Below are 21107 nucleotides of genomic sequence, written 5' to 3' on the forward strand. Positions count from 1 at the left end.
CGATTACCCCACTTTCACCATGTGTGGTTGCGAGCCACGCTCGGGCGGCAAGTGGTCGAGGTCACGGCTGACCAGCAGCAGGACTTCAGCCGAAGCGTCGGAAACCTGGGCCTTGTAGCCGGCAATGGAGCGGGCGAAGACGTTGTAGATCACCACCGCCGGGATCGCCGCGACCAGGCCCAATGCCGTTGCCAGCAGGGCTTCGGCAATACCCGGAGCGACGACGGCGAGGTTGGTGGTCTGGGTCTTGGCGATGCCGATGAAGCTGTTCATGATGCCCCACACGGTGCCGAACAGGCCGACGAACGGCGCGGTGGAACCAATGGTGGCGAGCACGCCGGTGCCGCTGCTCATGTTGCGACCGCAGGCGGCGACCAGGCGCTCGAGGCGGAAGCTCACGCGCTCCTTGATGCCTTCCTTCTCGCGGCTGTTGGCCGACAGGCGCATCTCTTCGAGGGCGTCATGCACCAGCAGGTTGGCGAGGGTGCCTTCCTTCGCCGCGGTGGCGCTGGCTTCCTTGAGGGTGGCGGCTTTTTTCAGGGCGGCGATTTCACCGCGCAAGCGACGCTTGGCACCCAGCAGCTCGAAGCCTTTGGCGATCCAGATGGTCCAGGTGATGATCGAGGCGATGGCCAGACCGATCATCACGATCTTCACGATGATGTCGGCGTTCTGGTACATGCCCCATGGCGACAGGTCGTGGGCCATGCCCAGGGTATTGTCGGCTTCGAGCACTTCAGGTGCATCGGCCTCGACGGCTTGGGCCGGGTCGGTGGCGGCCGGCGTCGCAACGGGAGCGGCTGGATCGGCAGGCGCCTGGGCAGCAGCAGGTGCGGCGGCCGGAGTCGTCGCTGGGGTCGTGGCGGGCGCCTGTGCATCGGCGAAGGCCACGGCAGGTGCCAGCAACAGGCTGAACAACAAGGCGGCTACCGTGCTCCAGGCACGAGGTCGATTGGTTGGCGAAGCGGGGGATAGAGAGCGTTTCATGCTGGCCGGACCTGAGAAAAAAGGAGGTTGATGTTCTTCCAGGCCTCGTGGGCCGAGAACAAAAGTGGCGAGCATTATTGCAAGTAATTCTTGTTAACAAAAGTAATACAGTTACTTTTTTTGTCGCATGGCTAGCCGCTCATCCCCCACGGAGGCTAGTCTGCGGCTTTGCCAGAGGAGTTCTTGATGTCCGCGCCTTCTGTTTTGATCGCCGGCTGCGGTGATATCGGCGGCCGCCTGGCCAGCCAGTTAGTGGCCGAACATTGGCAAGTCCATGGCCTGCGGCGCACGGTTTCGAACTTGCCGGCGGGTGTCATCGGGGTGGCAGGGGATTTGTTCAGCGAGCAATGCCCCGCCGACTGGCCCACCGGGTCCCTGGATTACCTGGTGTACAGCGCGGCGGCCACCGACCATGACGAGGCGGGCTATCGCAGCGCTTACGTCGAAGGGTTGCAGCATGTGCTGGGCTGGCTGAAGCAGCATGGCCAACGGCCCAAGCGCCTGTTGTTTGTGTCCAGCAGCAGTGTGTATGGGCAGCAGCAGGGCGAATGGGTGGATGAAACGTCGCCCACCGTGGCCGGCGGATATTCCGGTCGATTGATGCTCGAAGCCGAGCAAGTCGCCCTGGACAGCGGCATTCCGGCCAGTCGCGTGCGCCTGACCGGCATTTATGGTCCAGGTCGGGAGTGGTTGCTGAGCCAGGTGCGCCAGGGTTATCGCGTGGTGATCGACCCGCCGCTGTACGCCAATCGTATCCACGCTGACGACGCGGCCGGCTTGCTGGCGTTTCTGCTGGAGGCTGATCGCCAAGGCAAGGTGCTGGACGACTGCTACATCGGCGTCGACAATGCCCCTGCGCCGTTGGCCGAAGTCGTGGGCTGGCTGCGGGAATTCATGGGTGTTACCGAGTGGGCCGAAGATGCCAGCGTGCGGCGCGCCGGCAGCAAGCGCTGCAGCAATGCCCGGGCGAAGGCCTTGGGCTGGACGCCGCGTTATCCGAGTTTTCGCGAGGGGTATGCGGCGATTCTGGAAGGGCGCTGCTGATTCGCCTGACACCCCAAAGCACCTGTGGGAGCGGGCTTGCTCGCGAAGGGGCCCTGACATTCAACATCTTCGTTGACTGTCATGCCGTCTTCGCGAGCAAGCCCGCTCCCACATGAGAGTTGCGTCGTGGCTCCTACTGCTTTTCAAGCACCCACTGCCGATCACCCGGCGTGAACGAAGGCATTTCATCCGCCAATGCCGCATTCACGGTCTGGAAAATCTCCAGCTTCTTGCCGTCGCGGGCAAAGATCCATGTATTGCCCTGGCCGTTTTGTTGCAGCCAGATGTTGTCGTTGCCGCCGCTCATGGAGGCGCAATCGCCGGCCAGGCACAAGGCGTAGCGATCGGCACCCGGCAGGCCGCTGACCTGGCCGTCGGGCTGGAATTGCACGGTGGCGCCCTGGCCGGGGCCGCTGGTGATGTTCCAAGTGCCACCGAGGTAAGCGGCATACAGCGCGCGCTCGAAACTGGCACCGATGGGTGCGCCTTCCGGTACCTGCACTTGCGCGCGGTCGAACACCTGCTGCGGTTCGTTCTCGGTGGCGGCCTGGCTCAACTGGTCGCCGTCGCGCTTGAGTTCGCTGGCGGAGCTGCCGTAGAAGTCGACTTTCCAGGCGCCGTCTTCTTCGCCCAGCAACTTGCCTTCAACGTTCTCAAAACCGTTGGTGTAGCGCGCCTGGCCGGCCCGGGTGTTGACGTCCCATTCCAGGTTCGGGCCATAGCCTTGCAGCGCTTCGCGCAGCGGGCCGCCCTTGGCGGCAGCGTCGATGGCCGCCTGGTTGATCCAGGTGCCGCTGATGTCACGGTCGGCAGGGTCGCTGGCGCAGCCGCCCAGAAGCAGGGCTGCCAGCGAGAGAGCAAGCGCTTTGCGCATGGTGGAATCCTTTCAAGACGAAAACGGCGCAGCGGGGGAAGCTGCGCCGACCTTATTACTCGAGGACCAGGATGGCATCCATCTCGACCTGCGAGCCCTTTGGCAGGGCCGCTACGCCGATGGCGGCGCGGGCAGGGTAGGGCTGGTCGAAGTATTTGCCCATGATCTCGTTGACCTTGGCAAAGTGGCTCAGGTCGGTGAGGAAGATATTCAGCTTGACGATGTCCTTGAACGAACCACCGGCAGCCTCGGCTACGGCCTTGAGGTTTTCGAACACCTGCACGGTCTGGGCTTCGAAGCCTTCCACCAGTTCCATGGTTTTCGGGTCCAGTGGGATCTGGCCCGACATGTACACCGTGTTGCCGGCCTTGATCGCCTGGGAATAGGTGCCGATGGCGGCTGGGGCCTTGTCGCTGGTGATTACGGTCTTGGTCATCGATGACTCCTTGTAAGGAATAGGCTATTGAGGCGTTATGCGCGCATCCGGGTGATGCGGATAACGCCGGTCAGGGCGCGCAGCTTCTTGATTACGCGGGCCAGGTGCACACGGTCGTGCACGCTGACCACCAATTGGACGACGCTGATGCGACCATCGCGCTCGTCCATGCTGATTTTTTCGATATTGCCGTCGGCGGCGTTGACGCTGCTGGCCAGCAGGGCGATCAGGCCGCGCTGGTGTTCCAGCTCGACTCGCAGCTCGACATTGAACTCGCCAGTGACATCCTTGGCCCACGAAAGCTGGATGCATTTTTCCGGGTTGTGGCGGATTTCGCTGATGTTGCGGCAGTTGTCCAGGTGCACCACCATTCCCTTGCCGGCGGACAGGTGGCCGACAATCGGATCGCCCGGGATCGGCGTGCAACACTTGGCATAGCTGAGCACCAGGCCCTCGGTGCCGCGAATCGCCAGCGGGCCTTCGGGGCTTGGCAGCTGTTCGCCTTCGCCGAGCAGGCGACGGGCGACGACATAGGCCATGCGATTGCCCAGGCCGATGTCTTCGAGCAGGTCTTCGATCAATTCGAGACGGTATTCGTGGAGCATCACCTGCACCCGCTCACCCGGAATCTTGTCCAGGGAGCTGTCGAAGCCGTTCAGGACCTTGTTCAGCAGGCGTTCGCCGAGGCTGATGGATTCGGAGCGACGTTGCAGCTTCAGCGCGTGACGGATGTGCGTGCGGGCCTTGCCGGTGACCACGAAATTGAGCCACGCCGGGTTGGGGCGCGCGCCGGGGGCGCTGACGATCTCCACCGTGGAGCCACTTTGCAGCGGTTCGGACAACGGTGCCAGGCGGCGGTTGATGCGACAGGCAATGCAGCTGTTGCCGACGTCGGTGTGCACCGCATAGGCAAAGTCCACGGCCGTGGAGCCCTTGGGCAGCTCCATGATTCGGCCCTTGGGCGTGAAGACGTAGACCTCGTCCGGGAACAGGTCGATCTTCACGCTCTCGATGAATTCCAGGGAGTTGCCGGCGCGCTGCTGCATTTCCAGCACGCCCTTGACCCACTGCCGGGCGCGGGCGTGGGTGCTCTTGGGCTGTTCGTCACCGCTGGATTTGTAGAGCCAGTGGGCGGCGATGCCGTTGTTGGCCATCTCTTCCATTTCACGGGTGCGGATCTGGATTTCGATCGGCACGCCGTGCATGCCGAAGAGCGTGGTGTGCAGCGACTGGTAGCCGTTGGCCTTGGGGATCGCGATGTAGTCCTTGAAGCGCCCCGGCAACGGTTTGTACAAATTATGCACAGCCCCCAGCACGCGGTAGCAGGTGTCGACCTTGTCGACGATGATCCGGAAGGCGTAGACGTCCATGATCTCGTTGAAGGCCCGGCGCTTGCCGCGCATTTTCTTGTAGATGCCGTAGAGATGTTTCTGGCGCCCGCTGACTTCGCCTTCGATGCCGTCGATGGCCAGGCAGTGGCTCAGGGACTCTTCGATCTTGTTGACGATTTCCTTGCGGTTGCCCCGGGCGCGCTTGACGGCCTGGTTGATCCGCGCAGAACGCATCGGGTGCATGGCCTTGAAGCCCAGGTCTTCGAACTCGATGCGGATGGCATGCATGCCCAGGCGATTGGCGATGGGGGCGTAGATTTCCAGGGTTTCCTTGGCGATGCGCCGGCGTTTTTCGCCGGACAGCACTTCCAGGGTGCGCATGTTGTGCAGGCGGTCAGCGAGCTTGACCAGGATCACGCGGATGTCGCGTGCCATGGCCATGGCCATTTTCTGAAAGTTTTCGGCCTGGGCCTCAGCCTTGGTCTCGAAGTTCATCTGGGTCAGCTTGCTGACCCCGTCGACCAGTTCGGCCACGGTTTCGCCGAACTGCGCTTGCAGCGCTTCCTTGGCAATGCCGGTGTCTTCGATCACGTCATGCAGCATCGCCGCCATCAGGCTCTGATGGTCCATGTGCATGTCGGCAAGAATGTTCGCCACCGCAAGCGGGTGCGTGACGTACGCCTCGCCGCTGCGTCGGCGTTGGCCGTCGTGGGCTTGTTCGGCGTAGAAATAGGCTCGGCGGACCAGGTTGACCTGGTCCGTGCCGAGGTAGGCCGATAAGCGATCGGCGAGGGCGTCTATGCTCGGCATGATGGTGACTCCTGCCGTTTGCTGTGACCCCGCGCCGTGCTACGTCGACCAGGCATAGGCTTAGACCGCCTCGTTGGACTCGTCCTCGAACGCTGCGAACAGCGGTTCGTCTTCGACGATCTCAGCGTTGGCGATGAACTCGTAGCTCATCAGGCCTTCGGCGATTTCACGCAGCGCTACCACGGTAGGCTTGTCGTTTTCCCACTGGACCAATGGCTCTTTGCCGCCGGTGGCCAGTTGACGGGCACGCTTGGTAGAGAGCATGACCAGCTCAAAGCGGTTTTCCACGTGTTCTAGGCAGTCTTCAACGGTTACGCGGGCCATGGTATTCCTCGGAGCGAATGCAATATGCGCGCTGCCCGGTTGGGCGAGCGGACTCGACAGTTTAAAAAAACACCAGCGTTTAGGGAAGCGCTGATTTTTTAACCAAACCCCTCGGCGCGCTGCGAGTACCAATGTAAAGCCGTCGCAGCGGTTTTGGGAAGGGCTGTTCAGCCCAGTAGTTCGGCCAATAATTTACCGAAACGTTGCTGCTGGCGTTTCTGTTGCAGCTGGCTGGCGCGGAAAATCGCCTTCAGGTCGTCCAGCGCGTGGGCGAAATCGTCGTTGATGATCAGATAATCGTAGTCGACGTAGTGGCTCATTTCGCTGACCGCTTCACGCATCCGGCCTTCGATGATCTCGTCGCTGTCCTGGCCGCGGTTGGTCAGGCGCTGGCGCAAGGCCTGTTGGCTCGGGGGAAGGATGAAGATCGAGCGGGCCTGGGGCATCAGCTTGCGCACCTGCTCGGCGCCTTGCCAGTCGATTTCCAGGATCAGGTCATGGCCTTCGTCGAGGGTCTGCTGCAGATAGCTTTGCGACGTGCCGTAGAGGTTGCCGAAGACTTCGGCGCGCTCCAGGAAGTCGCCGTGCTCGGCCATTTTCACGAACTCTTCGCGGTCGACGAAGTGATAGTTCACGCCGTTGACTTCGCCTGGGCGCATGGCACGGGTGGTGTGCGAGACCGAGACGCGGATCTGCGGCTCGGCGTCGATCAGCGCCTTGACCAGGCTGGTCTTGCCGGCGCCCGAGGGCGCGGAAATGATGTAGAGAGTGCCGGTGCTGTGGGTCATGTCGGGTTAGCCTTACTCAATGTTCTGCACTTGTTCGCGCATTTGCTCGATCAACACTTTGAGGTTGACCGCTGCCTGGGTGCTGCGCGGGTCGAAGGCTTTGGAGCCCAGTGTATTGGCTTCGCGGTTGAGCTCTTGCATCAGGAAGTCGAGGCGGCGACCGGCCGCGCCGCCGGACTTGAGCACCCGGCGGACTTCGATGATGTGGGTGCTCAGGCGATCCAGTTCTTCGGCCACGTCGCTCTTTTGCGCGAGCATGACCATTTCCTGTTCCAGGCGTTGCGGGTCCAGCTCGGCCTTCATGTCGGCGAAACGATCGAGGACCTTCTGGCGCTGGGTGGCGAGCATCTGCGGGACCAGCTCGCGCAGGGTGCCGACGTCTTCTTCGATGGAGGTCAGGCGCTCGTTGATCAGCCGGGCCAGCTCCGCGCCTTCACGCTCGCGACCGGCCTTGAGCTCTTTCAGGCCTTGGTTGAACAATGCCAGCGCTTCCGCGTTCAGCGCCTGGGGGTCGCTCGCGTCACCCACCAGCACGCCGGGCCAGGCCAGGACTTCCAGCGGATTCAGGGCCGCGGGGTTTTTGATCAGGCTGGCGACGGTTTCGGCGGCAGCGACCAACTGCGCGGCGCGCTCGCGGTCCACTTGCAGGGGTTTGCCAGTGCTTTCTTCGGTGAAACGCAGGGTGCATTCCAGCTTGCCTCGGGACAGGCCCTGGCGCAGCGCTTCGCGTACGTTGCCTTCCAGGTCGCGGAAGGACTCGGGCAGGCGCAGGTGCGGCTCCAGGTAACGGCTGTTGACCGAGCGCAGCTCCCAGCTCAGCGTGCCTTGGGCCCCGGCTTTCTCGACGCGGGCGAAGGCGGTCATGCTGTGCACCATGGGGGTTCCTCGCAATGCAGGCCGGCCACAACCAATGGGTGCGGGGCCTGGGATCTGTGGATAAATGCTGAAGGACAGCAAAGGCGCGGGATTGTAGCGCAGTGGGACCCAAGCGCCCAAACAGCTCCGGCAACAAACCGCTGCAGCCCGTCGGCCGGGGCTTCGGGCGCGTTCACCGGTCGCGTCAGCTTTTTTAAACTGCCCTCTGGCGGCCCACGGCTCTATAATGTCCGGCAGTTTTCCGTCCTCTGTACAGGTGTTCCCTATGAAACGTCCAAGTGGTCGCGCTGCCGATCAGCTTCGCTCGATCCGCATTACCCGCAACTACACCAAACACGCCGAGGGATCTGTACTGGTCGAATTCGGTGATACCAAGGTCATCTGCACCGTCAGCGTCGAAAACGGCGTACCACGGTTTCTCAAGGGTCAAGGCCAGGGCTGGTTGACCGCCGAATACGGCATGCTGCCGCGCGCCACCGGCGAGCGGAACCAGCGTGAGGCCAGCCGTGGCAAGCAGGGCGGCCGCACCCTGGAAATCCAGCGTCTGATCGGTCGTTCGCTGCGCGCTGCGCTGGACATGTCCAAGCTGGGCGACGTGACGCTGTATGTCGATTGCGATGTGATCCAGGCCGACGGCGGCACGCGTACGGCTTCCATTACCGGGGCCATGGTTGCGCTGGTCGATGCCTTGAAAGTGATCAAGAAGCGCGGCGGCCTCAAGGGCGGTGACCCGCTCAAGCAAATGATCGCCGCCGTGTCCGTGGGCATGTACCAGGGCGAGCCGGTGCTGGACCTGGATTACCTGGAAGATTCCGCCGCCGAGACCGACCTGAACGTGGTCATGACCAGCGCCGGTGGTTTCATCGAAGTCCAGGGCACCGCCGAGGGCGCGCCGTTCCAGCCGGAAGAATTGAACGCTATGCTGGAATTGGCGAAGAAAGGCATGAACGAGATCTTCGAACTGCAAAAGGCCGCCTTGGCCGACTGATCGTTGTGCGCTTCAGACAAGGAGAATGTCATGAGTGATGAGCAAGTCCTGTTGCCCCAGCCGAGCAAAGAAGTGCGGCAATGGGCGATGTTTTGTCACCTGTCTGCACTAGTGGGAATTTTCATTCCGTTCGGTTCGCTGATCGGGCCGCTGGTCATCTGGCAGATCAAGCGTGAATCCGACCCGTTCATCGATGCCCAGGGCAAGGAGGCGCTGAACTTCCAGATCACCGTGGCGATCGCCGCGGCGATCAGCCTGCTGCTGATGATCGTGGTGATCGGCTTCTTCCTGTTCGGCCTGGTGGCCATCGGTGCGCTGGTGCTGACGATCATTGGCGGCGTGAAGGCCAATGAAGGGCAGCCGTATCGGTATCCGTTTACCTGGCGGTTGGTTAAATAATCTTCCACGCTGCTCAGAAAATGCCCCGTCTTATCGGGGCATTTTTTTTGACGTCTTAATTGTTTCTCTTTATGTACGATGCCCTTTGCGCACAAAGTTGTTGTGCTTGTATATTGGCCTTACATTTTTAGTCACAACTGCACAGTTTCAGGGCGGTCTCTGTGCTTGGCAATAAGACTCTACGATTGATAGAGTTGGCCCAAGTTATATTCCTTCAGAAATATTTCGATATATTCAGACCATTGAAGGTCATTGAATTTAAAGACAATTAGTGTTGAGGAACAACCTGTTCAAGAGGCGTGTCCAGGTAAAAAGTTCGTCCTTGAAAAGATATGAAAAAAGATTAAGTAATTATGTTTCAGCTCGATTTCTATGGAACCCTTGTCGCCGCCTCGTTAGTGCTTCTGTTGGGGCGCGGCCTTGTTACACGTGTTGGTTTTCTGCGTGCCTACAATATCCCTGAACCTGTAGCGGGTGGGCTGGTAGTTGCCCTGGCGCTCTTGGCTATGCGGGGACTTGAAGTTGAAGTTCGGTTTGATACTTCTCTGCAAACACCGTTGATGCTGGCGTTTTTTGCCACGATCGGCCTCAGTGCAGATTTGGCCAGCCTGAAGAAAGGCGGGCGCGTCGTGGGGGTTTTCCTGCTCGCGGTGGTTGGTCTGCTGGTGGTTCAGAATGCCATGGGTATCGGGCTCGCAAAAGCGCTGGGGCTCGATCCGTTGATGGGGTTGCTGACAGGCTCGGTCACCTTGGCGGGCGGTCACGGTACAGGCGCGGCGTGGGGGTCGGTGTTCAGTGAGAAATACGGTCTGGCTTCCGCCTCCGAACTTGCGATGGCTTCCGCGACGTTTGGCTTGGTGTTGGGTGGCTTGATCGGTGGGCCGGTTGCGCGGTTGCTCATCAAGCGTGTCCAATCACCCGGCGGCCTTGAGCCAGAAAAAACCCGGATGCCCAAGGGCTTCGAGCAGCCAAACAAAGAGCGCTCGATAACGGCGTTTTCGTTTATCGAGACACTTGCTTTGATCGCGGTCAGCCTGTTGGCCGGCACGCTCTTGAATGGGCAGCTCCACGGTACTGCATTCGAATTGCCGACGTTCGTTTGCGTCTTGTTCGTAGGAGTGGTCTTGCGCAACGGGCTTTCGGCACTTGGCTTGTATCAAGTATTCGAACGAGAAGTATCCGTGCTTGGCAACGTCAGCTTGTCGTTGTTCCTGGCGATTGCCTTGATGTCACTCAAATTATGGGACCTGGCCTCATTGGCCTTGCCGATCTTCATCATCCTGGCGGCGCAGACATTGGTTATGGCACTGTTTGCGATTTTCGTGACGTTCAGGATCATGGGCAGTCACTACGATGCCGCGGTATTGGCGGCGGGACATTGCGGTTTTGGGCTGGGCGCCACGCCGACGGCCATCGCCAACATGCAAGCTGTGACGCAGCGCTACGGACCTTCGCAAATAGCGTTTCTGGTGGTGCCGATGGTGGGAGCGTTCTTCATCGATATCATTAACGTCATCGTCATCAAGTTGTACCTGGCCCTGCCGTTTTTCGCCGTGACTTGATGTTCTGGGCGGTAGCGTGCTCCATGAAAAATGCCCGTATCTTGCGATACGGGCATTTTTTGTCCGGTCTACCGGAGGCTATCGCCGATACGCTTAGATGGTCAGCGTCCAATCGTAATCCACGATCAGCGGCGCATGCTGCGAGAACCGTGGCTGGCGCGGCAGGCGGGCGCTGCGTACGAAGCGGCGCAACCCGGGCGTCAGCAGCTGGTAGTCGAAACGCCAGCCGAGGTTGAGCATCTCGGCCTGCTCGTTGTCTGGCCACCAGCTGTACTGGTCGCCTTCACGGCTGACTTCACGCAGGGCGTCGACATAACCCATGTTGCCAATGATCTCGTCCATCCAGGCCCGTTCCGGCGCCAGGAAACCAGGAGATTGCTGGCTGTCGCGCCAGTTCTTGATATCCAGCTTCTGTTGCGCCACGTACAGCGAGCCACAATAAATGTACTCGCGACGTTTGCGCCGCTGTTTATCAAGGTAACGGGCGAAGTCGTCCATCAACTTGAATTTCTGATTCAAATCTTCATCGCCGTTCTGCCCCGAAGGGAGCAGCAAGGTCGCGATGCTGACCTTGTCGAAATCGGCTTGCAGGTAGCGCCCGTAGCGGTCCGCCGTCTCGAAACCGAGACCGTTGATGACAGCCTTCGGTTGCAGCCGCGAGTACAAAGCCACGCCACCCTGGGCGGGGACTTCGGCATCGCAGGCATAAAGGAAGTAACCATCCAGTTGGAAGGCTGCATCGTCCAGTTCAAAGGCGGAGGCGCGGGTGTCCTGCAGGCAGATGACGTCGGCATTCTGTGCTTGCAGCCAACTGAGCAAACCACGCTCGACTGCAGCCTGAATACCATTGACGTTCACACTGATGATCCGCATAAATGGCCCCAAAAATCACGTGCGTGTATGATACACGCCGTGTACCTATTTAGCTAAATCCGCGGTATTTGAGGCTTTTTTCATGCAGGCGTATCAGCGCGATTTCATTCGCTTTGCCATCGATCGCGGCGTTTTGCGCTTCGGTGAATTCACCCTCAAGTCCGGGCGCACCAGCCCGTACTTCTTCAATGCGGGCCTGTTCAACAGCGGAACCGCCCTGGCACAGTTGGGCCGGTTCTATGCCGCAGCCATCGTCGAGAGCGGCATCCCGTTCGACGTATTGTTTGGCCCGGCCTACAAAGGCATCCCGCTGGCTGCCACCACCGCTGTGGCCTTGGCCGAACACCACGGCCGCGACCTGCCCTGGTGCTTCAACCGCAAGGAAGCCAAGGCCCACGGCGAAGGCGGCAGCCTGGTCGGCGCGCCGCTGACCGGCGAAGTATTGATCATCGACGACGTGATCACCGCGGGCACCGCCATTCGCGAAGTGATGCAGATCATCGGTTCCCAGGAAGGCGCCAAGGCCGCTGGTGTGCTGATCGCCCTGAACCGCCAGGAGCGCGGCAACGGCGAGCTGTCGGCGATCCAGGAAGTGGAGCGCGATTTCGGCATTCCAGTGGTCAGCATTGTGTCGCTGAACCAAGTGCTGGAATTTTTGGCCGATGATCCGCAGCTCAAGCAGCATTTGCCGGCAGTGGAAGCCTACCGCGCCCAGTTCGGCGTCTAAAAACCAAGGCCCCGGAAACAGGGCCTTGTTTTTTTCAGTGAATGTTCACTCCCGTAAATGAAGGGCGCGAAGTAAGGCATCCACTTGCCCGAAAGCATCCTGCTGCCACTGATCTGGCGTCCGATCCTCAAGGATCTGGCTGTCTTCGACGAAACGCCTTACGGACGTCGGGCCATAACCGTCGGCAATATCAAATTTCTGGCAGATGTACAGAAAGCCTTGCTCGCCACTTCCGGTTTCAAGTACGGGGCGGCATTCCTGCGCGAGCGCTGCTATGCCGCCCGGAAAATTGCGAACGCAATAGTAAATGTCGTAGGCGTCTTTCTGCTTGTGTCGTCCATTAAGGGCATAGCCTTTCATTGCGAGCAGTGCCGGGATAGAGCACACGGCAACCTCGACTCGATTTGTACCGCCGGTAGGCATAGGTCCTTCAATTGCGACCATCTGATAAAACCGCATTGCCAGGTCGGCACCGTCGGCACGTTGAACTGCAAAGTCGCTCAGAATGGGCGGTTTGTTTTGAATGATCGCAGCATCGCGTGGCATCAAGAAATCCACGATCACATCTATCGGGGCTCCCCCGTCATCCACGGGAACCTGGCGAACGAGTTGAAAGCGTCGTAACTCTCCTCTCTGCTCGTACCCATTGCCCATCAAGGCTTCGACCAGAGTCGCGTACTCGCCATCACCCAGTGCTTCTGCATCAAGGCTCAAGTCGACATCGAGTGTACCGACATGCTGCATATCGTCATTTGCAAGGAGCAGCCATGGCACTGCACCGCCAATCACTGCGAACTTTCCTTTGAAGCTACCCAGGATCTGACCCATTTCGACGAGTACTGCTTTAACTGCCACCGTCGTCCTGTCTTCATAATCCGAGGCCGATTGAGGTTCCTGCGGTACTACCGGGGCCATGTCAGTTTTTCCTGGCGTAGATATTCGGCCGCTTCCTTTGCGCGCTCGCCAGCAATGGATAGGTCCAAATAGGTTTGAACGGGGCTGGTGCATATCGCATCGGGCGCCGCTTCGACGACGTCCAAAAGGAGCCCTTCGTCCTTAGGGAGGGTAATCACCACATTTTCACCCTTGGTGACGGGGACCAGTTGCAAAGCTGTGATTAATTTTTCCAGGCCTTCACTGTCGGCGTAAAAATAATTCGTGCTGACTCGGGCGTAGGGGGCGAGCCATTGTGCGGCGGAAAACGAGGAAAATACCGTGCGTCCATTGCCTTTTTCGCCGATTACGCTGCGTGCCGCATTCTCCAGGGAGCTGCCGTGTAAGGCGGTATAGAATTTTTTACGCTCCCCGGATGGAGCCTCATAGGCTTGGACCCATGCATCCAGAAGCGATTGAGGATCGCACAGGAAAAATCCATCGCGTGTTGCTTGTCCCCATTCGCGATCAAGTAGGGCCGTGCGCACATTGCTGACTTGGCCCAAGCTCACATTGGCTGCCTCGGAGAGTTCTATCACACGCCATGCATGATCGGGCTCGCGCAACATCGTACGAAGGATCTGTGCTGACTTCGGCTTGAAGAGAGATTTCAGCCCTCTGTTTTCCGAGGGCGGCTTTTCTGCGACTTGGTGGTCGATGAATACACCATCGAACGACAGCCAGGCATTGCCCTCCAGATCCAGATAACCCACGCCTTTTTCCCGGCATGCCTGTCTCGCAGCAAGCGAAAGGTAGGGGGCTATCACGATAGGCGTGATCTCTGTACTCCTTTCACTGACGTAGTCGCGAAGTTGGAGTATGGCTGCGGTAACAAATCGGGGCTGTCCGTTGGCTTTGATGTCGCAGGCCAGGAAATGCGATTTTCCCGAAGCGACTATTTCAACGATGAGATCAGGGGCCCAGGTTTTGGCTGGCAGCGAGATCTTCACGCTTTTTATCTCGATGACCGGTACTTTGCCTAGGAGGTCTTGAAGCGCCTCTTTCGCGTTTATTGTGAGTATTTTCATTGACAGAGACCTTTTCAACGAATGCTGAAACTACCAATTTCAGTGAAAGTAGTCCACGTATTTCAGCAAAATGGGTGGTTTCAGCGTTTGTTGAAATGGCATCATCGCTGAAAATCAAGACAGGGTAAGCTTGATGTCTTCTTGCTCGCGAAAAAAAACGCGAGCCCTGCCAGTGCAAAATGGACTTCATGTTTTGAATCCACTTTGAAAACTGCCAAGGATCGCGATTTTGGTGTGTCAGCTATCAGGGACGCTTGCGATTGCTGATCAACGTACCCACGCCGGTATCGGTGAAGATCTCCAGCAGGATCGCATTGGGCACCCGGCCGTCGATGATCAGCGAGCTGCCGACGCCGCCCTGTACCGCTTCCAGCGCGCAACGAATCTTCGGCAGCATGCCGCCGTAGATGGTGCCGTCGGCGATGAGGTCATCGACCTGCTGGGTCGACAGTCCGGTCAGGACCTTGCCCGACTTGTCCATCAGGCCGGCGATGTTGGTCAGCAGCATCAGCTTTTCAGCTTTCAGTGCCTCGGCAACCTTGCCTGCCACCAAATCGGCGTTGATGTTGTACGACTCACCGTTGGCGCCCACGCCGATGGGCGCGATGACCGGGATGAAGTCGCCCTTGACCAGCAGGTTCAGCAGGTCGGTGTTGATGCCGACTACTTCGCCCACATGACCGATGTCGATGATTTCCGGCTGGGTCATCTCCGGGGTCTGGCGGGTGACGGTGAGTTTCTTCGCCCGGATCAGCTCGGCGTCCTTGCCCGTCAGACCGATGGCGCTGCCGCCATGGCGGTTGATCAAGTTGACGATGTCCTTGTTGACCTGGCCGCCCAGGACCATCTCCACCACATCCATGGTCTGTGCATCGGTCACGCGCATGCCGTCGATGAAGTGACTCTCGATCGACAGGCGCTTGAGCAGGTCGCCGATCTGCGGGCCACCACCGTGTACGACCACCGGGTTGATGCCCACGGCCTTCATCAGCACGATGTCGCGGGCGAAGCCGGTCTTGAGCTCCTCGCTTTCCATCGCGTTGCCGCCGTATTTGATCACCAGGGTCTTGCCGACGTAGCGTCGGATATAAGGCAACGCTTCGGACAGGACCTTGGCGGTGTTGGCGGCGGCTTCGCGTTCGAGGGTCATTCAGGGCTCCGGTAGTGCTTCAAAAAATCAAAACGGTAGTTGGAGATCAGGTGCAACACGTTTGAGTTGGGCGTGGAATACGTCCTTGATGCGCTGCAGTTCCGCCTCGTTGTCGGCTTCGAAACGCAGCACCAGCACCGGTGTGGTGTTGGAGGCGCGGACCAGGCCCCAGCCTTGTGGGTAGTCGACCCGCACACCGTCGATGGTGGTCAGTTCGGCGCCTTCGCCCCACTGGGCGTCGTGCAGAGCATCAATGATGCTGAATTTGCTCTCTTCGGTCACATGGATATTGATTTCTGGCGTAGAAATATCGTTCGGGAAGGTCGCGAACAGTTCTTCGGCCGTGGATTTTTCCTTGCTGAGGATCTCCAGCAGGCGCGCGGCGCTGTAGATGCCATCATCAAAACCGAACCAGCGTTCCTTGAAAAAGATGTGGCCGCTCATTTCGCCGGCCAGCAGGGCGCCGCTCTGTTTCATTTTCTTCTTGATCAACGAGTGACCGGTTTTCCACATGAGCGGGCGACCGCCATATTCCTTGATCAGCGGCACCAGGCGACGGGTGCATTTCACGTCGAAAATGATCTCGGCATCGGGGTTGCGCGCCACCACGTCCTTGGCAAACAGCATCAGCAGGCGGTCCGGGAACACCACGCTGCCGGTATTGGTCACCACGCCCACGCGGTCGCCGTCGCCGTCGAAGGCCAGGCCCAGGTCGGCGTTGGTTTCCTTGACCTTGGCGATCAGGTCTTCGAGGTTTTCCAGCTTGCCCGGGTCCGGGTGGTGGTTGGGGAAGTTGCCGTCCACGTCGCAGAACAGCGGGATAACTTCGCAGTTCAGGGCTTCGATCAGTTGCGGGGCGATCACGCCGGCCGCGCCGTTGCCGCAATCGACTACCACTTTCAGGCGGCGGGCGAGCTTCACGTCCTTGACGATCTCGTCGTTGTAGCGAGGAAGGATATCGACCTTGGTCACGCTGCCCTGGCCGCTGCTCAGGTCGTTGGTCTTGAGGCGGGTATGCAGGGCCTGGATCTGCTCGTTGGCGAGGGTGTCGCCGGCGATGACGATCTTGAAGCCGTTGTAGTTCGACGGGTTGTGGCTACCGGTGAGCATCACCCCGGATTTACCGGCCAGCACGTTGGCGGCGTAATACAGCGCGGGCGTCGGCACCAGGCCCACGTCGCTGACGTGGCAGCCGCTGTCGGCAACGCCTTTGATCAATTGTTCGACCAGCTCGGGGCCCGACAAGCGGCCGTCACGGCCGACGCACACGTTCGGTTCGCCCTGGGCCAGGCTCTGGGAGCCAATGGCGCGGCCGATCCAGTAGGCGGTTTCGGCGGTGAGGGTTTCCGGTACCACGCCACGGATGTCGTAGGCGCGGAAAATGCTTTCAGGGAAGATCGGGGCGATTGCGGCTGGGGTGTTCATGGGCGGGGCGCTCTATCAGGAAAGTGACTGGACAGGCCGACACTGGGTGTCGGCAGGCTCAAGCTGAAGGGTATGACGGCGTTTTTGACAGAGAGTTCGTGGTGGGAAAGTGCCATGAGACAGCGGTACCCCGGCCTCGCTCGCCTAATACATTGATTCCGGATGGGAAACCTAGCAGAAAGCCATTGCGCATTTTTTGTCCTGAAACAGAAGCTTCATGAGCGGGCCGGGCAGGACGCCGGGCCCGCAATCGAGCGGTCAATGGCTGCCGGAATGTCCAAAACCACCGGCGCCGCGCTGGCTCTCGTCGAATTCGTCGACCAGTTCGAAGTGGGCCTGGACCACCGGCACCAGTACCAACTGCGCGATGCGCTCGCCCACGGCAATATTGAAGGCCGTTTGGCCGCGGTTCCAGCACGACACCATCAGTTCGCCCTGGTAGTCGGAATCGATCAGGCCCACCAGGTTGCCCAGCACGATGCCGTGTTTGTGGCCCAGGCCCGAGCGCGGCAGGATCAGCGCGGCCAGGCCCGGGTCGCCGATGTACACCGACAGGCCGGTAGGAATCAGTAGGGTCTGGCCTGGCTCCAGGATCGTGTCCTGCTTGAGCATCGCCCGTAGGTCGAGGCCGGCGGAGCCTGGTGTGGCGTATTGCGGCAGCGGGAATTCGCTGCCGATGCGTGGGTCGAGGATCTTGGCTTGTAGAGCGTGCATGACATTAAACCTGGTTCAGACGTTCGGCGATGAAAGTGATCAGCTGGCGGGCAATCTTGCTCTTGCTGGTCTGGGCGAAAAGTGTGGCGTGCAACTGGCGGTCGATCACGCTGCAGGCGTTTTCTTCGCTGTTGAAGCCGATGCTCGGGTTGGCCACATCGTTGGCGACGATCAAGTCGAGGTTCTTGTCCTTGAGCTTGCGGGCGGCGTAATCGAGCAGGTGTTCGGTCTCGGCGGCGAAGCCGACACTGAACGGTCGGTCGGGGCGGGTGGCGATGCTGGCCAGGATGTCCGGGTTGCGCACCATTTGCAGGAGCAGGCCGTCGCCGCTTGTAGGGTCTTTCTTCAATTTTTGCGGGGCAACGACTTCGGGGCGGTAGTCCGCTACCGCAGCCGAGGCGATGAACAGGTCGCAGGGGATGGCCGCTTCGCAGGCCGCGAGCATGTCCCGGGCGCTGACCACGTCGATGCGCGTGACTCGGTCCGGGGTCGGCAGGTGCACCGGACCTGTGATCAGCGTCACCCGGGCGCCGGCTTCGACGGCGGCTTCGGCCAGGGCGAAGCCCATTTTTCCGGAGCTGTGGTTGGTGATGTAGCGCACCGGGTCGATGTTTTCCTGGGTCGGCCCGGCAGTGATCAGCACATGCTTGCCGGTCAGGGCCTGGCGCTGGAAGCAATCGGCGGCGCACTGGGCCAGGTCGGTAGCCTCAAGCATGCGCCCCATGCCGACGTCGCCGCAGGCCTGGCTGCCGGAGGCTGGGCCGAAGACTTTCAGGGCGCGGCTTTCCAGCAATTGCAGGTTGGCCTGGGTGGCCGGATCGCGCCACATGGCCTGGTTCATGGCGGGGGCGACGGCGACCACGGCGTCGGTGGCAAGCACCAGGGTGGTCAGCAGGTCGTCGGCGATGCCTTGGGCCAAACGGGCGATCAGGTCGGCCGTGGCCGGGGCGATCAGCACCAGGTCGGCCCACTTGGCCAGTTCGATATGGCCCATGGCGGCTTCGGCCGCCGGGTCGAGCAAATCCAGGTGGACCGGGTGGCCGGACAGGGCTTGCATGGTCAGCGGGGTGATGAACTCGCTGCCGCCACGGGTCATGACGACCCGTACTTCCGCGCCCTGGTCGATGAGTCGGCGAACCAGCTCGGCGCTCTTGTAGGCGGCAATGCCGCCGCCGACGCCCAGAACGATGCGTTTCCGATACAGCCGCTGCATAGGCCTGCCTTTCGATTTCAGTGGTCAGTGCAAGGCGAACCCCTTGGCAGCAGCCTGCCAGGGTGCAAATCGCCTGCAAAAAAGATGGGCTACGATATCACAGCGACCGCTACGGAACAGCGGCGCCCACAATCAGGGAGATGCCATGAGTATTCGTGACTGGCCCGCGGCCGAGCGACCGCGGGAGAGGTTATTGGCGCTGGGGGCGGGGAGTCTTTCGGACGCCGAGCTGCTGGCGATTTTTTTACGCACCGGGGTGTCAGGCAAAAGCGCGGTGGATCTGGCGCGACAACTGTTGATTCAATTTGGCAGCCTGCGCGCGCTGCTTGAAGCCGATCAGATTACATTCAGCAATCATATGGGGCTCGGGCCGGCGAAGTTTGCCCAGTTGCAGGCGGCTCAGGAAATGAGTCGGCGGCACTTGGCTGAGCGGGCACGGGAAAAGACATCACTGGAAAGCCCATTCGCGGTGCGTGAATACCTCAAATCCATGCTGCGCCACGAACCCCACGAGGTGTTCGGTTGCCTGTTTCTCAATTCCAAGCACCAGGTGCTGACCTTCGAGGCGCTGTTTCGCGGTTCTATCGACAGCGCCAGTGTCCATCCCCGGCAGGTGGTCAAGCGCGCCCTGGCCCATAACGCCGCTGCGTTGATCCTGTGCCACAACCACCCCTCCGGCAACGCCGAGCCCAGCCAGGCCGACCGTGTGCTCACTGAGCGGCTCCAGGAGGCCCTGGAGTTGATCGATGTGCGGGTGCTCGACCATTTCATCGTTGGCGATGGGGAACCGTTGTCGATGGCGGAGCGGGGGTGGATGTAGGCCGGGTCTGACGAAGCGAGGCCCTTTGTGGGAGCAAGCTCGCTCCCACAGGGACCATTGCAACTTCAAATGTCCGTGGGCTGGGGTTACTTGAGGCTGACCTTGGAGTAGTCCTGCCGCCCAAACGGGCTCACCCCATAACCCTGCACATCCTTGCGGGTAAGCGCGAAGGCAGTGGGGTGGGCCAGGGGTAGCCACAGGGCCTGCTGCTGGATCTGGGCCTGGGCCTGTTCGTAGAGCTTGGCGCGCACGCCTTGTTCGCCGGTGGTCTTGCCGGCGCTGATCAGTTTGTCCAGGTCCGGGTTGCAATAACGGGCGAAGTTGGTCCCGGACTTCACCGCCGCGCAGGAAAACTGCGGCGTGAGGAAGTTGTCCGGGTCGCCGTTGTCGCCGGCCCAGCCCATGAACAGCAGGTCATGCTCGCCGGCCTTGGCGCGGCGGATCAGTTCGCCCCATTCGATCACGCGGATTTCCGCCTGGATGCCGACTTCCGCCAGGTCCGATTGCAGCAGCTGTGCGCCTAGGCTTGGGTTGGGATTGAGCAGGCTGCCGGAAGGGCGCGTCCAGATGGTGGTCTTGAAGCCTTCCTTCAAGCCGGCCTTGGCCAGCAAGTCGCGGGCCTTGGCCGGGTCGTGGGCATAGCCCGGCAAGTGCTTGGCATAGCTCCAGGTGTTCGGTGGGTAAGGGCCGCTGGCGGCTTCGGCGGTGCCTTCGAAGACGGTCTTGAGGTAGCTGGCCTTGTCGAAGGCCAGGTTGATGGCTTGCCGCACCTCGGGCTTGTCCAGGGGCGGATGCTGGCTGTTGATCGCCAGGAACGCGGTCATGAAGGCCTCGGTCTGGGCCACGCTCAGGGTCGATTCCTGCCGGGCGGCCTGCACATCCAGCGGCTTGGGCGACAGGGCGATCTGGCATTCGTTGCGGCGCAGTTTCTGCAGTCGCACGTTGGCGTCCGGCGTGATGGCGTATATCAGCGGGTCCACCTGGGGCTTGCCGCCGAAATAGGCGTCGTTGGCCTTATAGCGAATCGAGGCGTCCTTCTGGAATCGGCTGAAAATGAACGGGCCGGTGCCGACCGGCTGGCTGTTGAGTTTTTCCGGCGTGCCGGCCTGCATCAACTGGTCGGCGTATTCGGCCGAATAGATGGAGGCAAAACCCATGCTCAACGTCGCCAGGAACGTCGAGTCGGCGTGATCGAGGGTGAAGCGCACGGTCAGCGGATCCAGGGCGTCGATTTTCTTGATCAGCGCCGGCAACTGCATGGACTGGGCGTGAGGGAAACCGCTTTGCGCGACCTTGTGCCACGGGTTCGCCGGATCGAGCATGCGTTCGAAGCTGAACTTCACGTCCTCGGCGGTCAGGTCGCGGCGCGGCGTGAAGTAATCGGTGCGGTGGAACTTGACCTGCGGCCGCAGCTTGAACACGTAGGTCAGGCCATCGGTGGAGACTTCCCAGCGCTCGGCCAGGCTGGGGACTACTTTGCCGCTGGCGGTGTCGAAATCCACCAGGCGGTTCATCAGCACGTCGGCAGAGGCATTGGTGGTGGTCAGGGAGTTGTACTGGACGACATCGAACCCTTCCGGGCTAGCTTCGGTGCAGACGCTCAGGGCGGCGGCGAATACCTGCGGGGTGATCAGCAGAGGGGCGAGCAACAACGGTAGGGCAGCGAGGCGCATGGTCGGTTTCCTGTGCAAGTCGAAGGCCCATCTGCGAGTGCAGTCTGGAAAAGGCCTACCCTAGTGGGCTCGCTGCCAAATGACTATCCCCTTTTTGCATTTTCCGGCACGCTGCGGCGACGTTTGGGTGGC

Annotated in this window: 20 protein-coding genes and 1 pseudogene; 6 read left to right on the forward strand and 15 right to left on the reverse strand. The window is 60.5% G+C overall.

Features of this window, described 5'->3' with window-relative positions:
- Window positions 1-3: 3 nt before the first annotated feature.
- Window positions 4-987, reverse strand: a complete 984-nt coding sequence (gene exbB, locus J3P88_RS01190) for a tonB-system energizer ExbB (protein ID WP_434573579.1) — start codon at window positions 985-987, stop codon at window positions 4-6.
- Between the two features lie 186 nt (window positions 988-1173).
- Here exbB and J3P88_RS01195 point away from each other — a divergent pair, with 186 nt between their 5' ends.
- A complete protein-coding gene (locus J3P88_RS01195) occupies window positions 1174-2031 on the forward strand; it encodes an SDR family oxidoreductase (RefSeq protein WP_186706900.1) in 858 nt (285 codons plus the stop codon).
- A 133-nt stretch (window positions 2032-2164) separates the two neighbouring features.
- On the opposite strand, the gene J3P88_RS01200 is transcribed toward J3P88_RS01195, so the two are convergent.
- The 6 genes from J3P88_RS01200 to J3P88_RS01225 all read right to left on the reverse strand — a co-directional run bounded on the left by J3P88_RS01200 (window position 2165) and on the right by J3P88_RS01225 (window position 7470).
- Window positions 2165-2905, reverse strand: coding sequence for a hypothetical protein (locus J3P88_RS01200; RefSeq protein WP_434573581.1), 741 nt, complete (start codon window positions 2903-2905; stop codon window positions 2165-2167).
- 55 nt (window positions 2906-2960) lie between these two features.
- The gene (locus tag J3P88_RS01205; RefSeq protein ID WP_186706898.1) at window positions 2961-3341 is read right to left on the reverse strand and encodes a RidA family protein; all 381 of its coding nucleotides are present in this window, start codon (window positions 3339-3341) and stop codon (window positions 2961-2963) included.
- Window positions 3342-3376: 35 nt separating this feature from the next.
- Entirely contained in the window at window positions 3377-5482 is a 2106-nt protein-coding gene (spoT, locus tag J3P88_RS01210; protein ID WP_053126562.1) for a bifunctional GTP diphosphokinase/guanosine-3',5'-bis pyrophosphate 3'-pyrophosphohydrolase, read from the reverse strand.
- Window positions 5483-5542: 60 nt separating this feature from the next.
- Window positions 5543-5806, reverse strand: coding sequence for a DNA-directed RNA polymerase subunit omega (rpoZ, locus tag J3P88_RS01215; protein ID WP_003177259.1), 264 nt, complete (start codon window positions 5804-5806; stop codon window positions 5543-5545).
- 167 nt (window positions 5807-5973) lie between these two features.
- Complete coding sequence (gmk, locus tag J3P88_RS01220; protein WP_053126561.1) at window positions 5974-6594, reverse strand: guanylate kinase; 621 nt, start codon at window positions 6592-6594, stop codon at window positions 5974-5976.
- Between the two features lie 12 nt (window positions 6595-6606).
- Window positions 6607-7470 carry a YicC/YloC family endoribonuclease gene (locus tag J3P88_RS01225; RefSeq protein WP_434573584.1) on the reverse strand — a complete coding sequence of 288 codons (864 nt, stop codon included), beginning with the start codon at window positions 7468-7470 and terminating at the stop codon, window positions 6607-6609.
- 265 nt (window positions 7471-7735) lie between these two features.
- Here J3P88_RS01225 and rph point away from each other — a divergent pair, with 265 nt between their 5' ends.
- The 3 genes from rph to gltS all read left to right on the forward strand — a co-directional run bounded on the left by rph (window position 7736) and on the right by gltS (window position 10419).
- Window positions 7736-8458 carry a ribonuclease PH gene (gene rph / locus J3P88_RS01230; protein ID WP_003177262.1) on the forward strand — a complete coding sequence of 241 codons (723 nt, stop codon included), beginning with the start codon at window positions 7736-7738 and terminating at the stop codon, window positions 8456-8458.
- 30 nt (window positions 8459-8488) lie between these two features.
- Window positions 8489-8857 carry a DUF4870 domain-containing protein gene (locus J3P88_RS01235; RefSeq protein WP_186706896.1) on the forward strand — a complete coding sequence of 123 codons (369 nt, stop codon included), beginning with the start codon at window positions 8489-8491 and terminating at the stop codon, window positions 8855-8857.
- Between the two features lie 353 nt (window positions 8858-9210).
- Entirely contained in the window at window positions 9211-10419 is a 1209-nt protein-coding gene (gltS, locus tag J3P88_RS01240) for a sodium/glutamate symporter (RefSeq protein ID WP_434573587.1), read from the forward strand.
- Between the two features lie 93 nt (window positions 10420-10512).
- Here gltS and J3P88_RS01245 read toward each other — a convergent pair whose 3' ends face one another.
- The gene (locus J3P88_RS01245; protein ID WP_013694557.1) at window positions 10513-11292 is read right to left on the reverse strand and encodes an exodeoxyribonuclease III; all 780 of its coding nucleotides are present in this window, start codon (window positions 11290-11292) and stop codon (window positions 10513-10515) included.
- A gap of 82 nt (window positions 11293-11374) precedes the next feature.
- Between J3P88_RS01245 and pyrE the strand changes: the two genes are divergently transcribed.
- The gene (pyrE, locus tag J3P88_RS01250) at window positions 11375-12019 is read left to right on the forward strand and encodes an orotate phosphoribosyltransferase (RefSeq protein WP_186706893.1); all 645 of its coding nucleotides are present in this window, start codon (window positions 11375-11377) and stop codon (window positions 12017-12019) included.
- A gap of 45 nt (window positions 12020-12064) precedes the next feature.
- Here pyrE and J3P88_RS01255 read toward each other — a convergent pair whose 3' ends face one another.
- The 6 genes and pseudogenes from J3P88_RS01255 to coaBC all read right to left on the reverse strand — a co-directional run bounded on the left by J3P88_RS01255 (window position 12065) and on the right by coaBC (window position 18482).
- The gene (locus J3P88_RS01255; RefSeq protein ID WP_186706892.1) at window positions 12065-12934 is read right to left on the reverse strand and encodes a hypothetical protein; all 870 of its coding nucleotides are present in this window, start codon (window positions 12932-12934) and stop codon (window positions 12065-12067) included.
- The gene (locus tag J3P88_RS01260) at window positions 12922-13980 is read right to left on the reverse strand and encodes a type IV toxin-antitoxin system AbiEi family antitoxin (protein ID WP_434573589.1); all 1059 of its coding nucleotides are present in this window, start codon (window positions 13978-13980) and stop codon (window positions 12922-12924) included. The genes J3P88_RS01255 and J3P88_RS01260 overlap by 13 nt, the downstream gene beginning before the upstream one ends.
- A 244-nt stretch (window positions 13981-14224) precedes the next feature.
- On the reverse strand, window positions 14225-15130 hold the full coding sequence (gene argB, locus J3P88_RS01265) for an acetylglutamate kinase (protein ID WP_003206871.1): 906 nt from the start codon (window positions 15128-15130) through the stop codon (window positions 14225-14227).
- A gap of 27 nt (window positions 15131-15157) precedes the next feature.
- Window positions 15158-16561 (reverse strand): annotated as a pseudogene (locus tag J3P88_RS01270) (phosphomannomutase/phosphoglucomutase); the annotation flags it as partial.
- 252 nt (window positions 16562-16813) lie between these two features.
- The gene (dut, locus tag J3P88_RS01275; protein WP_186706889.1) at window positions 16814-17269 is read right to left on the reverse strand and encodes a dUTP diphosphatase; all 456 of its coding nucleotides are present in this window, start codon (window positions 17267-17269) and stop codon (window positions 16814-16816) included.
- A 4-nt stretch (window positions 17270-17273) separates the two neighbouring features.
- On the reverse strand, window positions 17274-18482 hold the full coding sequence (gene coaBC, locus J3P88_RS01280; RefSeq protein ID WP_003206865.1) for a bifunctional phosphopantothenoylcysteine decarboxylase/phosphopantothenate--cysteine ligase CoaBC: 1209 nt from the start codon (window positions 18480-18482) through the stop codon (window positions 17274-17276).
- 145 nt (window positions 18483-18627) lie between these two features.
- Here coaBC and radC point away from each other — a divergent pair, with 145 nt between their 5' ends.
- Entirely contained in the window at window positions 18628-19302 is a 675-nt protein-coding gene (radC, locus tag J3P88_RS01285; RefSeq protein ID WP_186706888.1) for a RadC family protein, read from the forward strand.
- Window positions 19303-19388: 86 nt separating this feature from the next.
- Here radC and J3P88_RS01290 read toward each other — a convergent pair whose 3' ends face one another.
- Window positions 19389-20975, reverse strand: a complete 1587-nt coding sequence (locus J3P88_RS01290; RefSeq protein ID WP_434573591.1) for an ABC transporter substrate-binding protein — start codon at window positions 20973-20975, stop codon at window positions 19389-19391.
- Window positions 20976-21107 lie beyond the last annotated feature (132 nt).

Origin of the sequence: Pseudomonas sp. Z3-6 (assembly GCF_051131985.1) — a bacterium.
In the GTDB taxonomy this organism is placed as follows: Bacteria; Pseudomonadota; Gammaproteobacteria; order Pseudomonadales; family Pseudomonadaceae; genus Aquipseudomonas; species Aquipseudomonas zanjanensis.

Bases quoted from the DNA above. Each gene is read 5' to 3' on its own strand.
- exbB (WP_434573579.1), bottom strand. From the start codon at position 987: ATGAAACGCTCTCTATCCCCCGCTTCGCCAACCAATCGACCTCGTGCC.
- J3P88_RS01195 (WP_186706900.1), top strand. From the start codon at position 1,174: ATGTCCGCGCCTTCTGTTTTGATCGCCGGCTGCGGTGATATCGGCGGC.
- J3P88_RS01200 (WP_434573581.1), bottom strand. From the start codon at position 2,905: ATGCGCAAAGCGCTTGCTCTCTCGCTGGCAGCCCTGCTTCTGGGCGGC.
- J3P88_RS01205 (WP_186706898.1), bottom strand. From the start codon at position 3,341: ATGACCAAGACCGTAATCACCAGCGACAAGGCCCCAGCCGCCATCGGC.
- spoT (WP_053126562.1), bottom strand. From the start codon at position 5,482: ATGCCGAGCATAGACGCCCTCGCCGATCGCTTATCGGCCTACCTCGGC.
- rpoZ (WP_003177259.1), bottom strand. From the start codon at position 5,806: ATGGCCCGCGTAACCGTTGAAGACTGCCTAGAACACGTGGAAAACCGC.
- gmk (WP_053126561.1), bottom strand. From the start codon at position 6,594: ATGACCCACAGCACCGGCACTCTCTACATCATTTCCGCGCCCTCGGGC.
- J3P88_RS01225 (WP_434573584.1), bottom strand. From the start codon at position 7,470: ATGGTGCACAGCATGACCGCCTTCGCCCGCGTCGAGAAAGCCGGGGCC.
- rph (WP_003177262.1), top strand. From the start codon at position 7,736: ATGAAACGTCCAAGTGGTCGCGCTGCCGATCAGCTTCGCTCGATCCGC.
- J3P88_RS01235 (WP_186706896.1), top strand. From the start codon at position 8,489: ATGAGTGATGAGCAAGTCCTGTTGCCCCAGCCGAGCAAAGAAGTGCGG.
- gltS (WP_434573587.1), top strand. From the start codon at position 9,211: ATGTTTCAGCTCGATTTCTATGGAACCCTTGTCGCCGCCTCGTTAGTG.
- J3P88_RS01245 (WP_013694557.1), bottom strand. From the start codon at position 11,292: ATGCGGATCATCAGTGTGAACGTCAATGGTATTCAGGCTGCAGTCGAG.
- pyrE (WP_186706893.1), top strand. From the start codon at position 11,375: ATGCAGGCGTATCAGCGCGATTTCATTCGCTTTGCCATCGATCGCGGC.
- J3P88_RS01255 (WP_186706892.1), bottom strand. From the start codon at position 12,934: ATGGCCCCGGTAGTACCGCAGGAACCTCAATCGGCCTCGGATTATGAA.
- J3P88_RS01260 (WP_434573589.1), bottom strand. From the start codon at position 13,980: ATGAAAATACTCACAATAAACGCGAAAGAGGCGCTTCAAGACCTCCTA.
- argB (WP_003206871.1), bottom strand. From the start codon at position 15,130: ATGACCCTCGAACGCGAAGCCGCCGCCAACACCGCCAAGGTCCTGTCC.
- dut (WP_186706889.1), bottom strand. From the start codon at position 17,269: ATGCACGCTCTACAAGCCAAGATCCTCGACCCACGCATCGGCAGCGAA.
- coaBC (WP_003206865.1), bottom strand. From the start codon at position 18,482: ATGCAGCGGCTGTATCGGAAACGCATCGTTCTGGGCGTCGGCGGCGGC.
- radC (WP_186706888.1), top strand. From the start codon at position 18,628: ATGAGTATTCGTGACTGGCCCGCGGCCGAGCGACCGCGGGAGAGGTTA.
- J3P88_RS01290 (WP_434573591.1), bottom strand. From the start codon at position 20,975: ATGCGCCTCGCTGCCCTACCGTTGTTGCTCGCCCCTCTGCTGATCACC.